This window comes from Anaerosinus sp. (assembly GCF_965318445.1).
Genome location: NZ_CBDNNH010000025.1, coordinates 1 through 14877, shown reverse-complemented (window position 1 = coordinate 14877; position 14877 = coordinate 1). Strand labels below are relative to the sequence as shown.

Sequence of the window (14877 nt, the reverse complement as noted above, 5' to 3'; positions counted from 1 at the left end):
CACCTCAAATCCCCGCGGTATTTTTATAATTACCCTTTTGCAAATCAGCCTTAGCAAAAGAAAAGGGAAGCAATTCGTCTAAGTAGACAACTTTTTCATCTCCATTTAAATTTGCCATGATAATCTTTTGAATCCCAAATTCTGCAATTACCTGCCTACATGCACCGCAAGGCGAAATAGGACCTTTCGTATCACCAATTACCGCTAAAGCTTTAAATTTAGTTTCACCTTCAGAAACCGCTTTAAAAATTGCTGTTCGTTCCGCACAATTTGCCATTCCATAAGAGGCATTCTCTATATTACATCCACTATAAATCTTGCCATCCTCCGTTAATACCGCCGCTCCAACTTTAAAATTCGAATAAGGTACATACGCATTTTCCCTAGCCTGTCTTGCAGCCTCTATCAATTCTTTCATGAAATCAACACCTCAAGAATGAAATTTTTCTACTTTACCTTTCTCAACGCGAGCAAAAATCAAAGGTTCCTTCGCTGGCTTATGCGTGCCAATCGTTAAAGCTTCCTTATATAAAGATTCTGCATCTACAAATACACCCTTTTTCGAAGTATAAAACACAGCCAATACATCACCAACTTTGACATAATTACCAACTTTTTTTCGCATGATGATTCCAGCTGAAAAATCAATCACACTTTCTTTCGTTTCTCTGCCCGCACCTAGAATCACTGAAACAATACCACACTTTTCAGTATCCATTTTTTCGATATATCCCTCTTGCTGAGCAATCACTTCATGTAGATAAGGCGCCTTAACAAATTTCTCTGTGTTAAGAATTACCCCTGTATCTCCACCTTGAGCATCTACCATTGCAACAAGTTTATCAAAGGCCGAACCGTCTCGGAGTGATTTTTCCGCCATTTTCTTGCATTCTTCCAGACTTCCTTTTCCCGATAAATACAGCATATTTTGAGCCAAAGTCAAACAGACTTCCGTCAAATCCTCTGGCCCTTTTCCTTTCAATGTATCGACAACTTCAATAATTTCTAATGAATTTCCAATCGCATTTCCAAGCGGAATATCCATATCCGTAATCAAAGCAACTGTGCGTTTTCCGGCCGTCTCTCCAATTGACACCATTTTTTCTGATAACTCAATCGCATCATCAATCGTCTTCATAAATGCGCCACTGCCTTTTTTGACGTCGAGCAAAATACAATCACTTCCTGCAGCTAACTTTTTACTCATAATGGATGCCGCGATTAAAGGAATGCTACTGACCGTTGCCGTTACATCCCGCAATGCATACAATTTTTTATCAGCAGGTGCAAGATTTCCCGTCTGCCCGATTACACTAAGCCCATGCTTATTCACAATATCAAAGAATTCTTGCTCTTTAAGTGCTGTCCGCATATGTGGAATCGCTTCCATTTTATCAACCGTCCCACCCGTATGCCCAAGCCCACGCCCTGACATCTTCGCAACTTTACCTCCACAAGCCGCCACAATCGGCGCAATCACAAGCGTTGTCTTGTCGCCTACACCACCAGTACTATGCTTGTCCACCTTGACTCCTTCAATTCCAGATAAATCAATGCAATCTCCGGAACGCGACATGCAATCAGTAAGTACAGCTAGCTCTTTATCATTCATACCATTGAGATAGATTGCCATAAGCATTGCTGACATTTGATAATCTGCAATACTTCCTGCGACATATCCGTCAATCATAAATGCAATCTCTTTATCATTTAAAGCGAAATTATCACGTTTTTTTGCAATTAAATCATACATTCTCACTAAGCATCCCCCCTAAAACAATTAATTTCTACCGTCTACACACCACCACTACTTACTATTGTTACTTTTCATCCCAAGCTTCTTGACTGCGAAATAGTTGAACCGCAGAACTCGTCCCAATCCTGTCGCAACCTTCACCGATAAAAGCCTCTAAATCCTCGATTGACCTTACACCACCAGCTGCTTTAATCCTTACATTCTTACCAATATTCTGCTTAAATAAGCGAATATCATTAATTGTAGCTCCACCTGTGCCAAAACCAGTCGAGGTTTTAATAAAATCCGCTTCCGCCTCCGTGACTGCTTTGCACATTGCAATCTTTTCCTGCTCTGTTAAACAGCATGTTTCAATAATCACCTTGAGAACTTTAGGCCCAACAGCTTTTTTTAGCGTTCTAATTTCTTCTGTAACTTTATCATAATTACCATTTTTTACATCTGTGAGGTTAATTACCATATCAAATTCATTCGCTCCATCAGCTAAAGCCTGCTCAACTTCCGTCAACTTAGCCTTAGTAGTGCTATAGCCAAGTGGGAATCCAATAACCGTACAAATATTAATTTTATCCCCATATCTATTATGAATTCTTTTTACATAGGATGGAGGTACGCAAACAGAAGCAGTCTTATATGTAATTGCCTCTTCACATAATTTTTCGATATCTTCCCAAGTTGCAACTGCTTTTAATAATGTATGATCTATCCGTCTCAAAATTTCCGATTCTGTCATTTTATCATCTTCCTTCTCGCTTTATTAAGCTCATACTAACATAAAAAAAATTGTATCTCAATAAGATAAAGTAAGGCTTGATTCCGGTGAAGTTTTCACTCCGGCTGAATTTTAGACGCTCTTATTTAGCAACTTAGCCAATCTTAGATTAATATACCCTCAAAATAGCAAATTCATCATTTAATTGCGCTAACAAAGATTTCATTTCCTTTGAAGTAGTAAATATTTTTAGAGTCACAAAAAAATATATAAATTCACAAAAAAATATATTTTCTCCAATTTTTTGACATGTTTTTTCTTATTTTCTATAAATCGGGCAGGAAAAGTTTATTTTATCAAGAACTTTATAACACTGGTACAACTTCATAAAATTTTACAAATACACTTAGGAGTTTATATGGAAACTATAAATATTCCCGTGATAACCTCATTAGCGGGTACAGCCATGATTGTCGTTATATATATCTATCTTTACTTTCTCTATAAGGAACGCTGCATTGGTATTTGGGCAATTGCCTGGACTACTCTTTTTTCCCGTTACGTTTTTTTTGATTCTGGATTATTAACCTGGCAAGACTCCTTTTTCAATTTTTTTGTATTTCAAGCTCTTATTATCGCTAGTTGTCTCTTGCTGGTTCGTGGTATATACGACTTTATGGGGAAACCCTTTGACAAACAAAAACTATTTGGTGGTATTATCCTGCTAACAGTTTTAAATACATTTACCGATGCGATTACTCCTTCGCCGCAAATCAAACTTTTATTTCCGCTAATTGTCGGCAGCTCTATCGGTCTATGGATGGGCATAATTTTTATTCGATTAAAGAATCTTCAAGGAATCGGACATCTTTTTACTGGATTTGCCTATATCGCATGGAACCTCTTTAATTTATCATATCCATTTAATATTTTTTCACCCTTTATCGCCAATTATAGCTATATTATCGGGGGAACGCTTCGCCTATGCATTGGAATTGGAACTTTGCTCGTTTATTTCGAAAAAGTTCGCAATGATTTAATAAAAAAGGAGCACGAAGCACGCCTATTTGCAGAAAATGCATCGGATATTATTTATTATGTTGAAATGTATCCAACCTTCAAAATTAATTATATTAGTCCTGCTGTTCTTCAAGTAACCGGCTACACAGTTCAGGATTTTATGAAAAACCCAACCTTTTATTTAAAAGTCATCCACCCTGAAGATAGAAAATTAATCGAAAGATTTATTCGTTCAGCCCCAGACAATATGCAGGATACATTACTGTTACGAATTTTTGACAAAAACAAAAAAATTATTTGGCTAGAACAAAAAGTTGTCCCTGTTTATCATAGAAATAATCAATTTATCGGAATCCAAGGGATTATTCGCGATATTTCTGAACGAAAAAACTTGGAAAGACTCTCATCAGTTCTTGATAAAATGAGTGCTGTTCGCAATATGGCTGCAACAGTAGCCCATGAAATTCGCAATCCGATGACAACAGTTAAGGGATACCTTCAGCTTATGTCGCGAAAAAATAAATATCAAAGCGACCATGATAAGTTCAAGCTTATGATTGACGAATTAAATCGAGCGAATCTTATCATCTCCGAATATTTATCCGCATCACGAGAAAAAGTAATTCATCTTAAACCGTGTGCACTCAATGATATTATTCTTACTGTATTACCGCTACTTGAAGCTACAGCAAAAGATAATTTTGTAACAATAAAAACAAAATTATCCGAATTACCAGAAATTCCGTTAGATGAAAATGAAATTCGCCAACTTATTTTAAACATTGTTCGCAATGGAGTTGAAGCTATGCAAAATGGTGGTTTTTTACACATAGAAACCGTTTACAACAAAAATCAAGTAGTTTTATCCATTCGCGATCACGGGACCGGAATCCCAGAAGAAATATTAAAGAATATTGGCACTCCTTTTTTTACTACAAAAGACACTGGTACCGGTTTAGGGCTATCCGTATGTTATCAAATTGCTGCTCGGCATAATGCCAATATAAAAATTGATACCAGCAACCTCGGTACTACATTTCATATCTGCTTTGACCTTTAGACTCACAAAAATTAATAAAAAGCTCATGTTTTCGCTTGAACAAAAGCGAAAACATGAGCTTTTTATTTTTTATCCGATAATTAACCTACGCTAGCCTCTCATCTGCTATAAGTGAAAGTAAGAAAGATATCCCTTTAAATAAAACGCGACTAGGATTCAGATGGAATAAAAATATCACCTGAATCCTAGTCGCATTTTATACCCCTTTTTTTGTTAAGACAAGGATTATTTTTCCATGCCCATAATCAAACAATTGGAGGTGGTGAAAATGTAGCTTTAACTTTTATACAAATATCAAAAAAATTTTATTAAAAAAGGGGTATTCATATGCAAAAAAATCAGAATTTATTAACAAATGATGAATCAACAATTTTATTAAAGGTAGCACAAACTAACGCTGAGAAAGAGGCAGTTTACAATTTCCGCTATAACGTTTACGTTGAAGAAATGGATAAACATCGTATTGACGCAGATCTAAATCACAAAATGATTTCGGATCTTTTTGACGATTGGGCTATTAATATCTATGCTGAAAAATCTGGCAGAATCGTTGGCGTCAACCGCCTAAATATTGCCCCAGCGAATAAATTTCCTAAAGATATCATTCAAACTCTCGATTTAAAAAGATTTGTTCAATTAGGGGGATTAGAAGAAAATGAAAATATAACCCTAATGACAAAATTAATGGTGGACAAAGCTTTTCGTAACTCACCTCTTCTCTATTTATTAATGAAAAAATCATATGACCTCTTCGCTGAATATGATATTCAATTCGGGTTTGGTGGCTGCAACCTGCATTTATTACGTCTCTATGAACAAATGGGACTGCACCGCTATGCAGAAAACTTTATTGATGGCGGCTATGGACTATTATTTCCTATTGTTATGCTGGCTGACGATGTTGATCATTTCCGTCGTGTTCGTTCGCCTTTATACCGTCTAGCACGCAAAAGAACAAATAAAAATTTAGATAAAGTTACTTGGTTTCACAAAACTTTTCAAAATAATTCAAATATTATAAATAGTCAAATAATTAGTGCTGACTCACTCTGGGATTTTCTTTGCCGAGCGTTAAAAGCCTCACCAACAAATATTTTACCAATCCTTGATGGATTATCAGTTGAGGAGGCAAAAATATTTGTTCATAGCTGCGGAATTATCATTCAATGCCAACCAAATAATTTGCTCACACTCCAAGGCGAAGTCAGTTATTCTCATACAATTTTATTGAGCGGAAAACTACAATCTAAAACAATAATAAAGCCGCAAAAACATTACCTACCTGGAGATTACTTCGGCGCAAACGGATTAACAGAGCAAAACAAACATATTGAAGATATTGTTGCCATCGCTCCTTCTCAAATTTTAGTCTTAACCGGGCTTGGATTTCAGCGTTTTAGTAGCAGTAACTTTGAAATTGCTCATAAAATAGTGAAGAACTGTCGTCAAATAAGTTATCATTCTCCCTATAAATTAACCGTTAACAAATAGACAAAGTAAATCTTAGCCTTTTGCCAGTCCCCTCCTATAGGTATAAATGTAAAACCACGAAACAAAATCTTTGATTTTGTGTGAGGGATTTATTTTTCTAGATAAGATAATTGTTTTCAGATAAAATTAGAAGCCCATTTCCCAATAAGCGGGAGATGGGCTTCCATTAATTAAAATTTAGCATTAAAATTCTAATACTGTAATATTAATATCAACAAAATTTACTCTTTCATTCGTATAATTGACTAACGCTAATTTTTTTGGATGATTCCCCGTTTGCACAATCGCTGTACCTGCTAAAGTTACATAATCTTTACAACATCCCATCGTCTCTATACTCATCCCTGGATATATTCTATCATCTACTAAAAATTTAACCGCGATATCCTTAGCACATCCATGGCTGCAAATCGTAGCAGTAATATTACAATTAATTAAATATGATTTATGGGCCGCCAAATGAATAATCGGTTGCCCTTCCGTATGCTGAATAGATGTACCTCTTTTTACCACATTGTTTTCTAATGGTACTAACTCACGTCCTTCTACAAAAATACACTCTAAGCTATTGGCAAATAAATAATCATGCTCACAATCTTTACCTGTAGGCCCTGTGGCTCCTTTTGCTCCGGTAGCACCGGTAGCACCCGTAGCACCTGTTGCTCCTGTGTGTCCTGTGGCACCCGTAGCACCTGTTGCTCCTGTGTGTCCTGTGGCACCTGTAGCACCTGTTGCTCCGGTGTGTCCTGTGGCACCTGTTGCACCTGTTGCTCCCGTTGCTCCGCTGGCACCTGTGGCTCCCGTGGCTCCGCTGGCTCCTGTGGCACCTGTTGCACCTGTTGCTCCCGTGGCTCCGCTGGCACCTGTTGCACCGGTAGCACCGGTAGCACCCGTAGCACCTGTTGCTCCTGTGTGTCCTGTGGCACCCGTAGCACCTGTGGCACCTGTTGCTCCCGTTGCCCCCGTTGCTCCGCTGGCACCTGTGGCTCCCGTGGCTCCGCTGGCACCTGTGGCACCTGTTGCACCTGTTGCTCCCGTGGCTCCGCTGGCACCTGTTGCACCCGTTGCACCCGTTGCCCCCGTTGCTCCGCTGGCACCTGTGGCACCTGTTGCTCCGCTGGCACCTGTTGCACCTGTTGCTCCCGTTGCTCCGCTGGCACCTGTGGCTCCCGTGGCTCCTGTGTGTCCCGTTGCACCTGTTGCCCCTGTTGCTCCCGTTGCTCCCGTGGCTCCGCTGGCTCCTGTGGCTCCTGTTGCTCCCGTTGCTCCCGTGGCTCCGCTGGCTCCTGTGGCTCCTGTTGCTCCCGTGGCACCCGTTGCACCTGTGGCTCCTGTTGCACCTGTGTGTCCCGTAGCCCCCGTTGCACCTGTGGCACCTGTGGCTCCTGTGGCTCCTGTTGCACCTGTTGCACCTGTGGCTCCGCTGGCTCCTGTTGCTCCAGTCGGTCCAGTGGGACAAATTGTACAATTCGAATTGATAACAATAGTATCAACAGTATTACTTACTGTCGTAATATTTCTAATATTTCCTTCCGCATCTTTAAACGTATACTGAAGTGTTCCTGTATTTTCAATATTTGTTCCATTTTCGACATTATCATTGATTCTCGCTCGAAACTTAATTGCAACTGATTTAGTCGCCTCAACATCAGTAATTTTAATTCCAGATCCAATTATTTTTTCATCAGCCTGCAAATTATTAATGATCAGCGAATTTTTTTCAATTGTAAGATGGCTTGGAAGTTGATCTTTAAAGTCTACATTTGTCAAAACTTGATTACTTGTGTTGTTGAAAGTAATTGTATATGTTAATACATCTCCTGGTTCAGCAATCACTTTGCTTACCTTTTTATCAATACTTATAACCGGAGTCCCTTCTAATTCATAAAGTCTCATATCATCAATTAAATAATCATTCCCATTCGCTGGTCCACCTTCACTAATAAAGCTTACTGTTAAGGATTTATTTTCACCACTATTAAACATTGCTCCCACCTGCTTCCATGTTGGAATTTTTGCTGTACCTAAATCGTTATTTAATAACTGATCGAACAATGCAGTTGCGCCCTCTACCAATACACGTAATTGTGGTAACACCTGCCCCTGCCTTGAATCAACATTCATCACCCATGTTGAAAGTACATAATTGGTATTTGGCCTAACATTAACATTTGCAGTAAATATATATTGCTTTGGATGACTTCCATTGACAATCATCATTCGCCCATTTTCATCCCCAGTAGTATGGTCAGCAACATTAAACCAGGTACGAAAATTTGTATTTGTTATTATATTAGCGACTGAATATTGCCCATCTATCGGATACCCTGTTTGATAATGAACATAACTAAAGTTTGTTTGAAAATCATTATATGGAGGATTTAAAGTTGGTTGACTAGTTTGCACCGCCGTCCCATTTGCTAATGCTCCAAAGGATCCATTACTACCCGCTTTAATTAAATTATCACCAATTGCTACATAATGATTTAAATCTAATTCAATATCCTGCGCAGGTGCATCGACAAATTGGATGTTTGTAACATTACTAAAAGCAACTGACACATAAACAGTATTTGGAGATAGAGAATTTACCCGATTCGCTTCACTTGGCGGCGATGTTATAGCTGCTATTGCAGGATCAGCTGGCGTAACTATAATCTTCTGCGCATTGGCCCAATCTCCACTGGTAGATATTGTTCCCATATAACTAGCAGCTTCTACCACACGGTACTTTCCTTGTGGTACAGAAGTAAATTTGAATTTTCCCGAACTATCTGTTTTTACAACGATTCCCTTCCCCTCAAACGTACCGATGACAGTTTTAGTCCCCTCAACTTGCAATGCAACAGGTATATTTTTTATTGGCTGATTTCCCGATAATTGACTGGGCTCACTATTGATGTTAAACACAATACTCCCTGATATATCCATATTCCCTCCTAAAAAATCATTTAATTTACTAAGATTTCTTTAATAAAATTTAGAAATAATCAATAATATATTTCTATGTGTTTCTTTACATAATACAAGAACTCAAAATCATAGCATAATACAATATATGAATTGCAATAAAATTATGGAACGTTATAATATCGTCTTCTTACAAGTAAAGCGTTTTCAATTACTTATATAACCGCTTTATTTACTTTACATAATTTATATAAATCTACATAGAAACAGCCCTCACGCTAATTCCGTGAAGGCTGTCTTTATGTGTAACTTTTTAATCATTAAAACTCTATTTTCTTTTTATAATATCACCGTATTTATTAATATAAAAATTCTATTTAATGAATTTTCGTTATATCTAAACGCTTTACTCTTGTTACTATTTCTTCGAATCTATTTACCCTGCCTTTTATTTCATCAGGTTCTACATTAAGCTCACGAGCAAGAATTTTTCTTACTCTCGGACCACAAAATGCTCCTTGACATGGCCCAAAACCAGCTCTAGTTCGCCGTGCTACACCATCTAAGGTATTTACTGGTAACCCTCGATGAAGCGCATCCATAATTTCCGCTTCCGTTACAGATTCACACCGACATATGATATGCAGATTAGGATCTTTGGAATCTATACTTCCTTTAAAATCAGCAGTTTTTTTCTTTATAATTGGGGCCCGATAGGAACGAAACTCTGTTTTTGGTAGCAAGTTTAATCCACTTACTTTTAAAATTTCTACTACTTTTAATGCGATGGCTGGTGATGAAGTTAATCCTGGAGAATCTATTCCAATAAGATTAATAAATCTTTTTACCCTGCTCTCCTCAATTACCCAATCCTTTTTATTCGATTTAGGTCTATTCCCCGCAAATGATTTTAATGCTCTTTTTAAAGATATCTCAGGTACCGATTTTCTCGCTAATTCAGCAATATGAATTAAAGCATCCTCATCTGTACTTAAGTCTTCTTTGTCATTAATTTCTTCAGCATTTGGTCCAATTAAAAGATTTCCATGATACGTAGATGTAACTAAAATTCCCTTTCCTAATTTGGTTGGGACTTGGAATATTACTGCATTCGCTAAATTATTCTGTGTTTTATCTAAAATGATATATTGTCCTCTTGAAGCATGAATGTCGTATTCATCTATTCCAACCATTTTAGCAATAGCATCACTATAAATTCCCGCTGAATTAATTATATACTGGCTTTTTATTTTTTCTTTTTGATTTATTTCAACTTCAAAATATTCTTCTTTTTGCGCGATCTTCGTTACTTCACTATTTAATCTTATCTCTACTCCATTATCAATAGCATTTTCAGCCAAAGCAATAACAAATTCATAAGGCGATGTTACACCCGCATTTTCACAGTATAATGCTTTTGTTACCGCTTTGCTTAAATGAGGTTCCATTTGCCTTGCCTTGTCTCCATCTATAAGCGCTAGTCCTTCGACTCCATTTTTTATTCCTTTATGATATATCTCATCTAATTTTTCATTTTCTTCCTCATTAAATGCCAAAACAAATGAACCTGTTTTTCGATAACCGAAGTTTAGTTCCTTTTCCATTTGCTCATACATTCGATTGCCCTTTACACATAGCTCGGCTTTTATCGTTCCAGGTTCATCCGAGTATCCACCATGTACAATTCCACTATTTGCTTTAGAACAACCACAACCAACATCTCCTAATTTTTCAATTACACATACTTTTAATTCATACTTTGCCAATTCACGTGCAATATTTGTTCCAACTACACCTGCACCAATAACACAAATATCATACATCTAAAAACCTCCCTATATTTTAATGAAGTAATGCTTAAATCCGTGGAATTTCAACTCTATATGAATCTTATTCATATCTATCCGAAGCTTAGCGTTTTTAATTTTCCTTCTATAGAGAATAATAATTCTATCAGCAGAGAAATAAAATCTTTGCTTTTATCAGAACCGTTATTTCGTTAAATAAGTGGAGAATAATTAGCTAAACGCAAAATATAAGATATTCCTTTTACATTTTGTCCAAGATAAACATTAATTTGCAATTCACATCCACGATATTCTGTTATTTTCCCTTACATAATAATCAACTTCTCTTTATCTTAGATTATCATAATATTTAACATTTTTAAAGGCAAAATATTTTCACCTAGTTTTCATACTTCCTTTTTTTATTTAGCGACAAAGAAATAAGTTTATGTAATAATTATTCTATTTTTATTAAAAACATATTATCGAGGGTTTACGCTTGTCTTGTGCCATTGATAATCCAAATATTTATGTCTATACAAACCAAATTTAAAAGCAATAAAAGATTATTTTTTATCTGTACGAACATCCTTCTTGCAATTGTTATATTTCATCAAAGAATTCTTCTATTAAAAAACTCATCTTTTTATTTAACCTAATAAAATACAAGGTTTGACAGAAAAATTTCTCTGGTATATATTTAGAGCATAAATAGTAAGTCTGATTAAGTAAAGAAAGAAGGCATGAAAATGAAGTGTTTTCAGGAAGCGGTTATTCACCGTCGTACAAGCTATTCATTAGGGAAATTAATCCCAGTATTGCCATCGCAAATTATTGCTGTAGTAGAGCGTATGACCCAAGAGGTTCCATCAGCTTTCAATATGCAATCAGCACGTGTGATAGTGGCTATGGGAAAACATCATGAAAAAATTTGGCAGATAACAAAGGAAACATTGAAGAAAATTGTTCCTTTAGAAAGCTTCTCAGCAACAGAAACTAAAATTGATGGTTTTTCGTCTGCCTATGGCACGGTGCTTTTCTTTGAAGAAATGAACATCGTAAAAGATATGCAGGAAAAGTTTGCAGCTTATGCAGATAATTTTCCGGTTTGGGGACAACAGGCTAATGGAATGCTACAATTTTCTATTTGGACAGCTCTCGACGATATTGGAATTGGCGTAAATCTTCAACATTACAATCCATTAATTGATGCTGAGATTAAAGAATATTTTACTGTACCGGATAGCTGGGAACTCATTGCACAGATGCCTTTTGGAGAAATAAAACAGCCTCCAATGCCAATAGAAAAAATCTCTATAAGTGAACGGGTAAAAGTATTTAGTTAATATTTCAACAAATCATTATTTAAACATTTTTATTATAACCATTAAAAAGAGTTGCAAAAACAGCAACTCTTAATTTTCTAAAGAGAATCTTCGGAATTGGGCTGTTCTCTAGCTTTTAAGAGGCTGATGCTCTATTCAACCCACATTCTCCGCGATAGTGCAGACACGCAAAAAAGCCCTCACAGAACGTGAGGGCTTGTATTCTCTATGGAGCGGGCGAAGGGAATCGAACCCTCGTATTCAGCTTGGGAAGCTGATGTTCTACCATTGAACTACGCCCGCCTATTTAAGTACTTATTAAGTTTACCACTTTTCTTTAAAAAATTCAATTAAATCTTATTGTTTTTGCAATATTTGGGATGTTACCAAGCTTGTTTAAATATTTCTTAGCTTCACGCCGTTTTTACAACTGTATTAGCTGATTTTGCAGCTATATGTTTTCCTTTATATTTTAATATCAATGCAATAAAGGCATTTACGAAAAAACAAACAACGAAAAAATATAGAATTGTGCTATAGCCATTTGTCGTTTCACGAAACAAAGAAACTAATGATGGACCGACTACCCCTGCAATTCCCCATGCAGTAAGAATGCGCCCATGAATTGCACTCAGCTGCTTAGTTCCAAAAATATCACTAAGATATGCTGGCATGCAGGAAAAACCTCCTCCATAGCAGCTGATAATCAAAAGAATCAAACCTTGGAAAACAAGTGCATCTGTAGTTAGAGCCAGCCTCCAAAAGGCTATCATTTGAATAAAAAAGAATAAAACATAGGTGAACCCTCTTCCAATATAATCAGAAACAGTAGACCAAACAATACGCCCAAATCCATTCACTAATCCAATCACACCAACAATAGCAGCAGCCTCAGCGGCCGACATTTGTACAACCTCTTGCGCCATTGGAGATGCTACCGCTAAAAGGCCAATACCACAAGTAATATTCACAAAAAAAATCCACCAAAGTGCGCTAAATTGCCACGTTTTTAATGCTTCATTTGCCATAAATCCATGGACATTGCAATGAATTTTATTTTTTATTACGATCCCATTCTCAACAGGCGGTTTTAAATATAATGCTGAGGCGCCCATAACTAGCATATAAACAAAGCCTAAAATTAAAAAATTATAAACCAAGCCATACGTTGCCGTTAAATGCTGCATGACTGGCCCTGCAATTAAGCTGGCAAATCCAAATCCCATAATTGCGAGCCCGGTGGCAAATCCACGGTTATTCGGAAAATATTTTACAAGTGTCGATACTGGTGTGATATATCCCACACCCAAACCTATCCCGCCAATTACACCATAGAATAAATACAAAAGCATCAATGATTGTTGATAAAAGGCAAAGGCAGTACCAAACATCCCTAATCCAAAAAAGCACATTGAAACAAGACCACTTTTTTTCGGTCCGTATTTTTCTACGAAATCACCTAAAAATCCAGCCGAAAGCCCCAAAAATAAAATAGCTAAAGAAAATGCCCATGTCGTTTCTTTTAAAGAAAATCCCATCTCCTGCATAATCGGACGCGTAAGAACGCTCCATGCATAAACACTTCCAATGCAGATGTGGATACCAATAGCGGCTAAAGCAATTAACCAACGATTTCTCATAAAATCAACCATCCTTCCTTTAATTAACACTAAAGATTTTAGAGAAATCTACCCAAACGACAAAAAACCGCCTGAGCATCATTCTCTTTGCCCAGACGGTCGGCTTTCATTGCTATGCAGTTCACGTGGTCACTTCCACTATATCCGTCAGTTCTGCACGGCATATTCATTTATATAGGAATTATAACAAGCATAAATTATACTGTCAATAAAAATAAATTTAATTAAAACTATATAATAAACCAGCTGGAAATGCACAAACTAAAATTAATAAACTTTTAAGCTGTTACTAGTAGTTTTAACAAAACAATATTTTGTATACAGCAGTATTTTATTAAAAATATTTTGTATACATTTTGTAATCCCATTTACTAATTTTAAAAGGAATATATAATATAACTATCGTATATGCGAAAGGTTGTGTCCTCTATGAAACAAGAAAAAGTTTCCTCTTGCCAGTATTGTTTTGAAGGTAAATGTTATGCCAATGCAGCTGTATCCCCCGAAGAATACGATTGCTATCAACCACAATGTCGCGATTGTAAATCTCAAACAAAAAAAGAAGCTTAATTTCCGATAAGCTTTATACGTAAAATATTAAAGAACGCAATTTTTATTGCGTTCTTTTTATTTCAACGTTTCTTTCTGTATTCAAGTAAAAATAAATCTTCAATCTTATCTGTCATCAAGGCATGACAATCTGCAAGCGCTTGTTCATAAACGAACCGACCTATTTCTTCTAGCATAAAATCAAGGTAAAATTGTGCTTTAAAATCACTTAATCTCGTCCCTGTTTCTTCTAAAAAAAATTCTTTAATCCTTTCCAAAGCTTCCTTATTTCTCTGTTTATCTAATTTAAAATCGGCCATATTATCAATCCTTTTATTTAGATAGCCCCATCGGATAAAAAAATAAACTCTATTCTAAATCGAATAGAGTATATAATCTTATGGTGGGCGATAACAGGATCGAACTGCTGACATCCTGCTTGTAAGGCAGGCGCTCTCCCAGCTGAGCTAATCGCCCACAGAAAAATGGTGACCCGTACGAGATTCGAACTCGTGAAGCCGCCGTGAAAGGGCGGTGTCTTAACCGCTTGACCAACGGGCCACAATGGTGATCCACCCGCGACTCGAACGCGGGACACCCTGATTAAAAGTCAGGTGCTCTACCGAC

The 14877-nt window shown here is 36.8% G+C and carries 11 protein-coding genes, 3 tRNA genes and 1 riboswitch; of the genes, 4 read left to right on the top strand and 10 right to left on the bottom strand.

The annotated features are described in order from the left end of the window. Positions 1–4: 4 nt before the first annotated feature. The 3 genes from ACWZFG_RS11985 to deoC form a co-directional block, all read right to left on the bottom strand. Positions 5–418: a cytidine deaminase gene (locus ACWZFG_RS11985; RefSeq protein ID WP_177504569.1), complete on the bottom strand. Its 414-nt coding sequence runs from the start codon at positions 416–418 to the stop codon at positions 5–7. A gap of 12 nt (positions 419–430) precedes the next feature. Further along, positions 431–1759 (bottom strand): thymidine phosphorylase, encoded by a 1329-nt coding sequence (locus tag ACWZFG_RS11980; protein ID WP_418627228.1) that lies wholly within the window; start codon positions 1757–1759, stop codon positions 431–433. 61 nt (positions 1760–1820) lie between these two features. After that, the gene (gene deoC, locus ACWZFG_RS11975) at positions 1821–2489 is read right to left on the bottom strand and encodes a deoxyribose-phosphate aldolase (RefSeq protein ID WP_418627229.1); all 669 of its coding nucleotides are present in this window, start codon (positions 2487–2489) and stop codon (positions 1821–1823) included. Between the two features lie 397 nt (positions 2490–2886). Between deoC and ACWZFG_RS11970 the strand changes: the two genes are divergently transcribed. Together ACWZFG_RS11970 and ACWZFG_RS11965 are read left to right on the top strand one after the other, a co-directional pair. Further along, positions 2887–4548, top strand: coding sequence for an ATP-binding protein (locus ACWZFG_RS11970; protein WP_177504575.1), 1662 nt, complete (start codon positions 2887–2889; stop codon positions 4546–4548). A gap of 327 nt (positions 4549–4875) precedes the next feature. Beyond that, positions 4876–6039 (top strand): GNAT family N-acyltransferase, encoded by a 1164-nt coding sequence (locus ACWZFG_RS11965; protein WP_177504577.1) that lies wholly within the window; start codon positions 4876–4878, stop codon positions 6037–6039. A 183-nt stretch (positions 6040–6222) separates the two neighbouring features. Here ACWZFG_RS11965 and ACWZFG_RS11960 read toward each other — a convergent pair whose 3' ends face one another. Both ACWZFG_RS11960 and ACWZFG_RS11955 read right to left on the bottom strand, forming a co-directional pair. Next, positions 6223–8970 (bottom strand): hypothetical protein, encoded by a 2748-nt coding sequence (locus tag ACWZFG_RS11960; protein ID WP_455577690.1) that lies wholly within the window; start codon positions 8968–8970, stop codon positions 6223–6225. A 356-nt stretch (positions 8971–9326) separates the two neighbouring features. Beyond that, positions 9327–10772 (bottom strand): NAD(P)/FAD-dependent oxidoreductase, encoded by a 1446-nt coding sequence (locus ACWZFG_RS11955; protein ID WP_177504579.1) that lies wholly within the window; start codon positions 10770–10772, stop codon positions 9327–9329. Positions 10773–11485: 713 nt separating this feature from the next. On the opposite strand from ACWZFG_RS11955, the gene ACWZFG_RS11950 reads away from it, so the two are divergent. Further along, entirely contained in the window at positions 11486–12082 is a 597-nt protein-coding gene (locus tag ACWZFG_RS11950; RefSeq protein ID WP_177504581.1) for a nitroreductase family protein, read from the top strand. A gap of 208 nt (positions 12083–12290) precedes the next feature. On the opposite strand, the gene ACWZFG_RS11945 is transcribed toward ACWZFG_RS11950, so the two are convergent. Next, positions 12291–12364, bottom strand: a tRNA-Gly gene (locus ACWZFG_RS11945). 110 nt (positions 12365–12474) lie between these two features. Further along, positions 12475–13701, bottom strand: a complete 1227-nt coding sequence (locus ACWZFG_RS11940) for an L-lactate MFS transporter (protein WP_418627231.1) — start codon at positions 13699–13701, stop codon at positions 12475–12477. Positions 13702–13783: 82 nt separating this feature from the next. After that, positions 13784–13866: riboswitch (ZMP/ZTP riboswitch) on the bottom strand. 264 nt (positions 13867–14130) lie between these two features. On the opposite strand from ACWZFG_RS11940, the gene ACWZFG_RS11935 reads away from it, so the two are divergent. Next, complete coding sequence (locus tag ACWZFG_RS11935; RefSeq protein WP_177504585.1) at positions 14131–14271, top strand: hypothetical protein; 141 nt, start codon at positions 14131–14133, stop codon at positions 14269–14271. Positions 14272–14333: 62 nt separating this feature from the next. Here ACWZFG_RS11935 and ACWZFG_RS11930 read toward each other — a convergent pair whose 3' ends face one another. From ACWZFG_RS11930 to ACWZFG_RS11920, 3 genes are all read right to left on the bottom strand, one after another. Next, entirely contained in the window at positions 14334–14570 is a 237-nt protein-coding gene (locus tag ACWZFG_RS11930) for a DUF2164 family protein (protein WP_177504587.1), read from the bottom strand. Positions 14571–14651: 81 nt separating this feature from the next. Continuing rightward, positions 14652–14727 (bottom strand) — tRNA-Val (locus tag ACWZFG_RS11925). Positions 14728–14736: 9 nt separating this feature from the next. Further along, positions 14737–14811, bottom strand: a tRNA-Glu gene (locus ACWZFG_RS11920). Between the last annotated feature and the right edge of the window lie 66 nt (positions 14812–14877).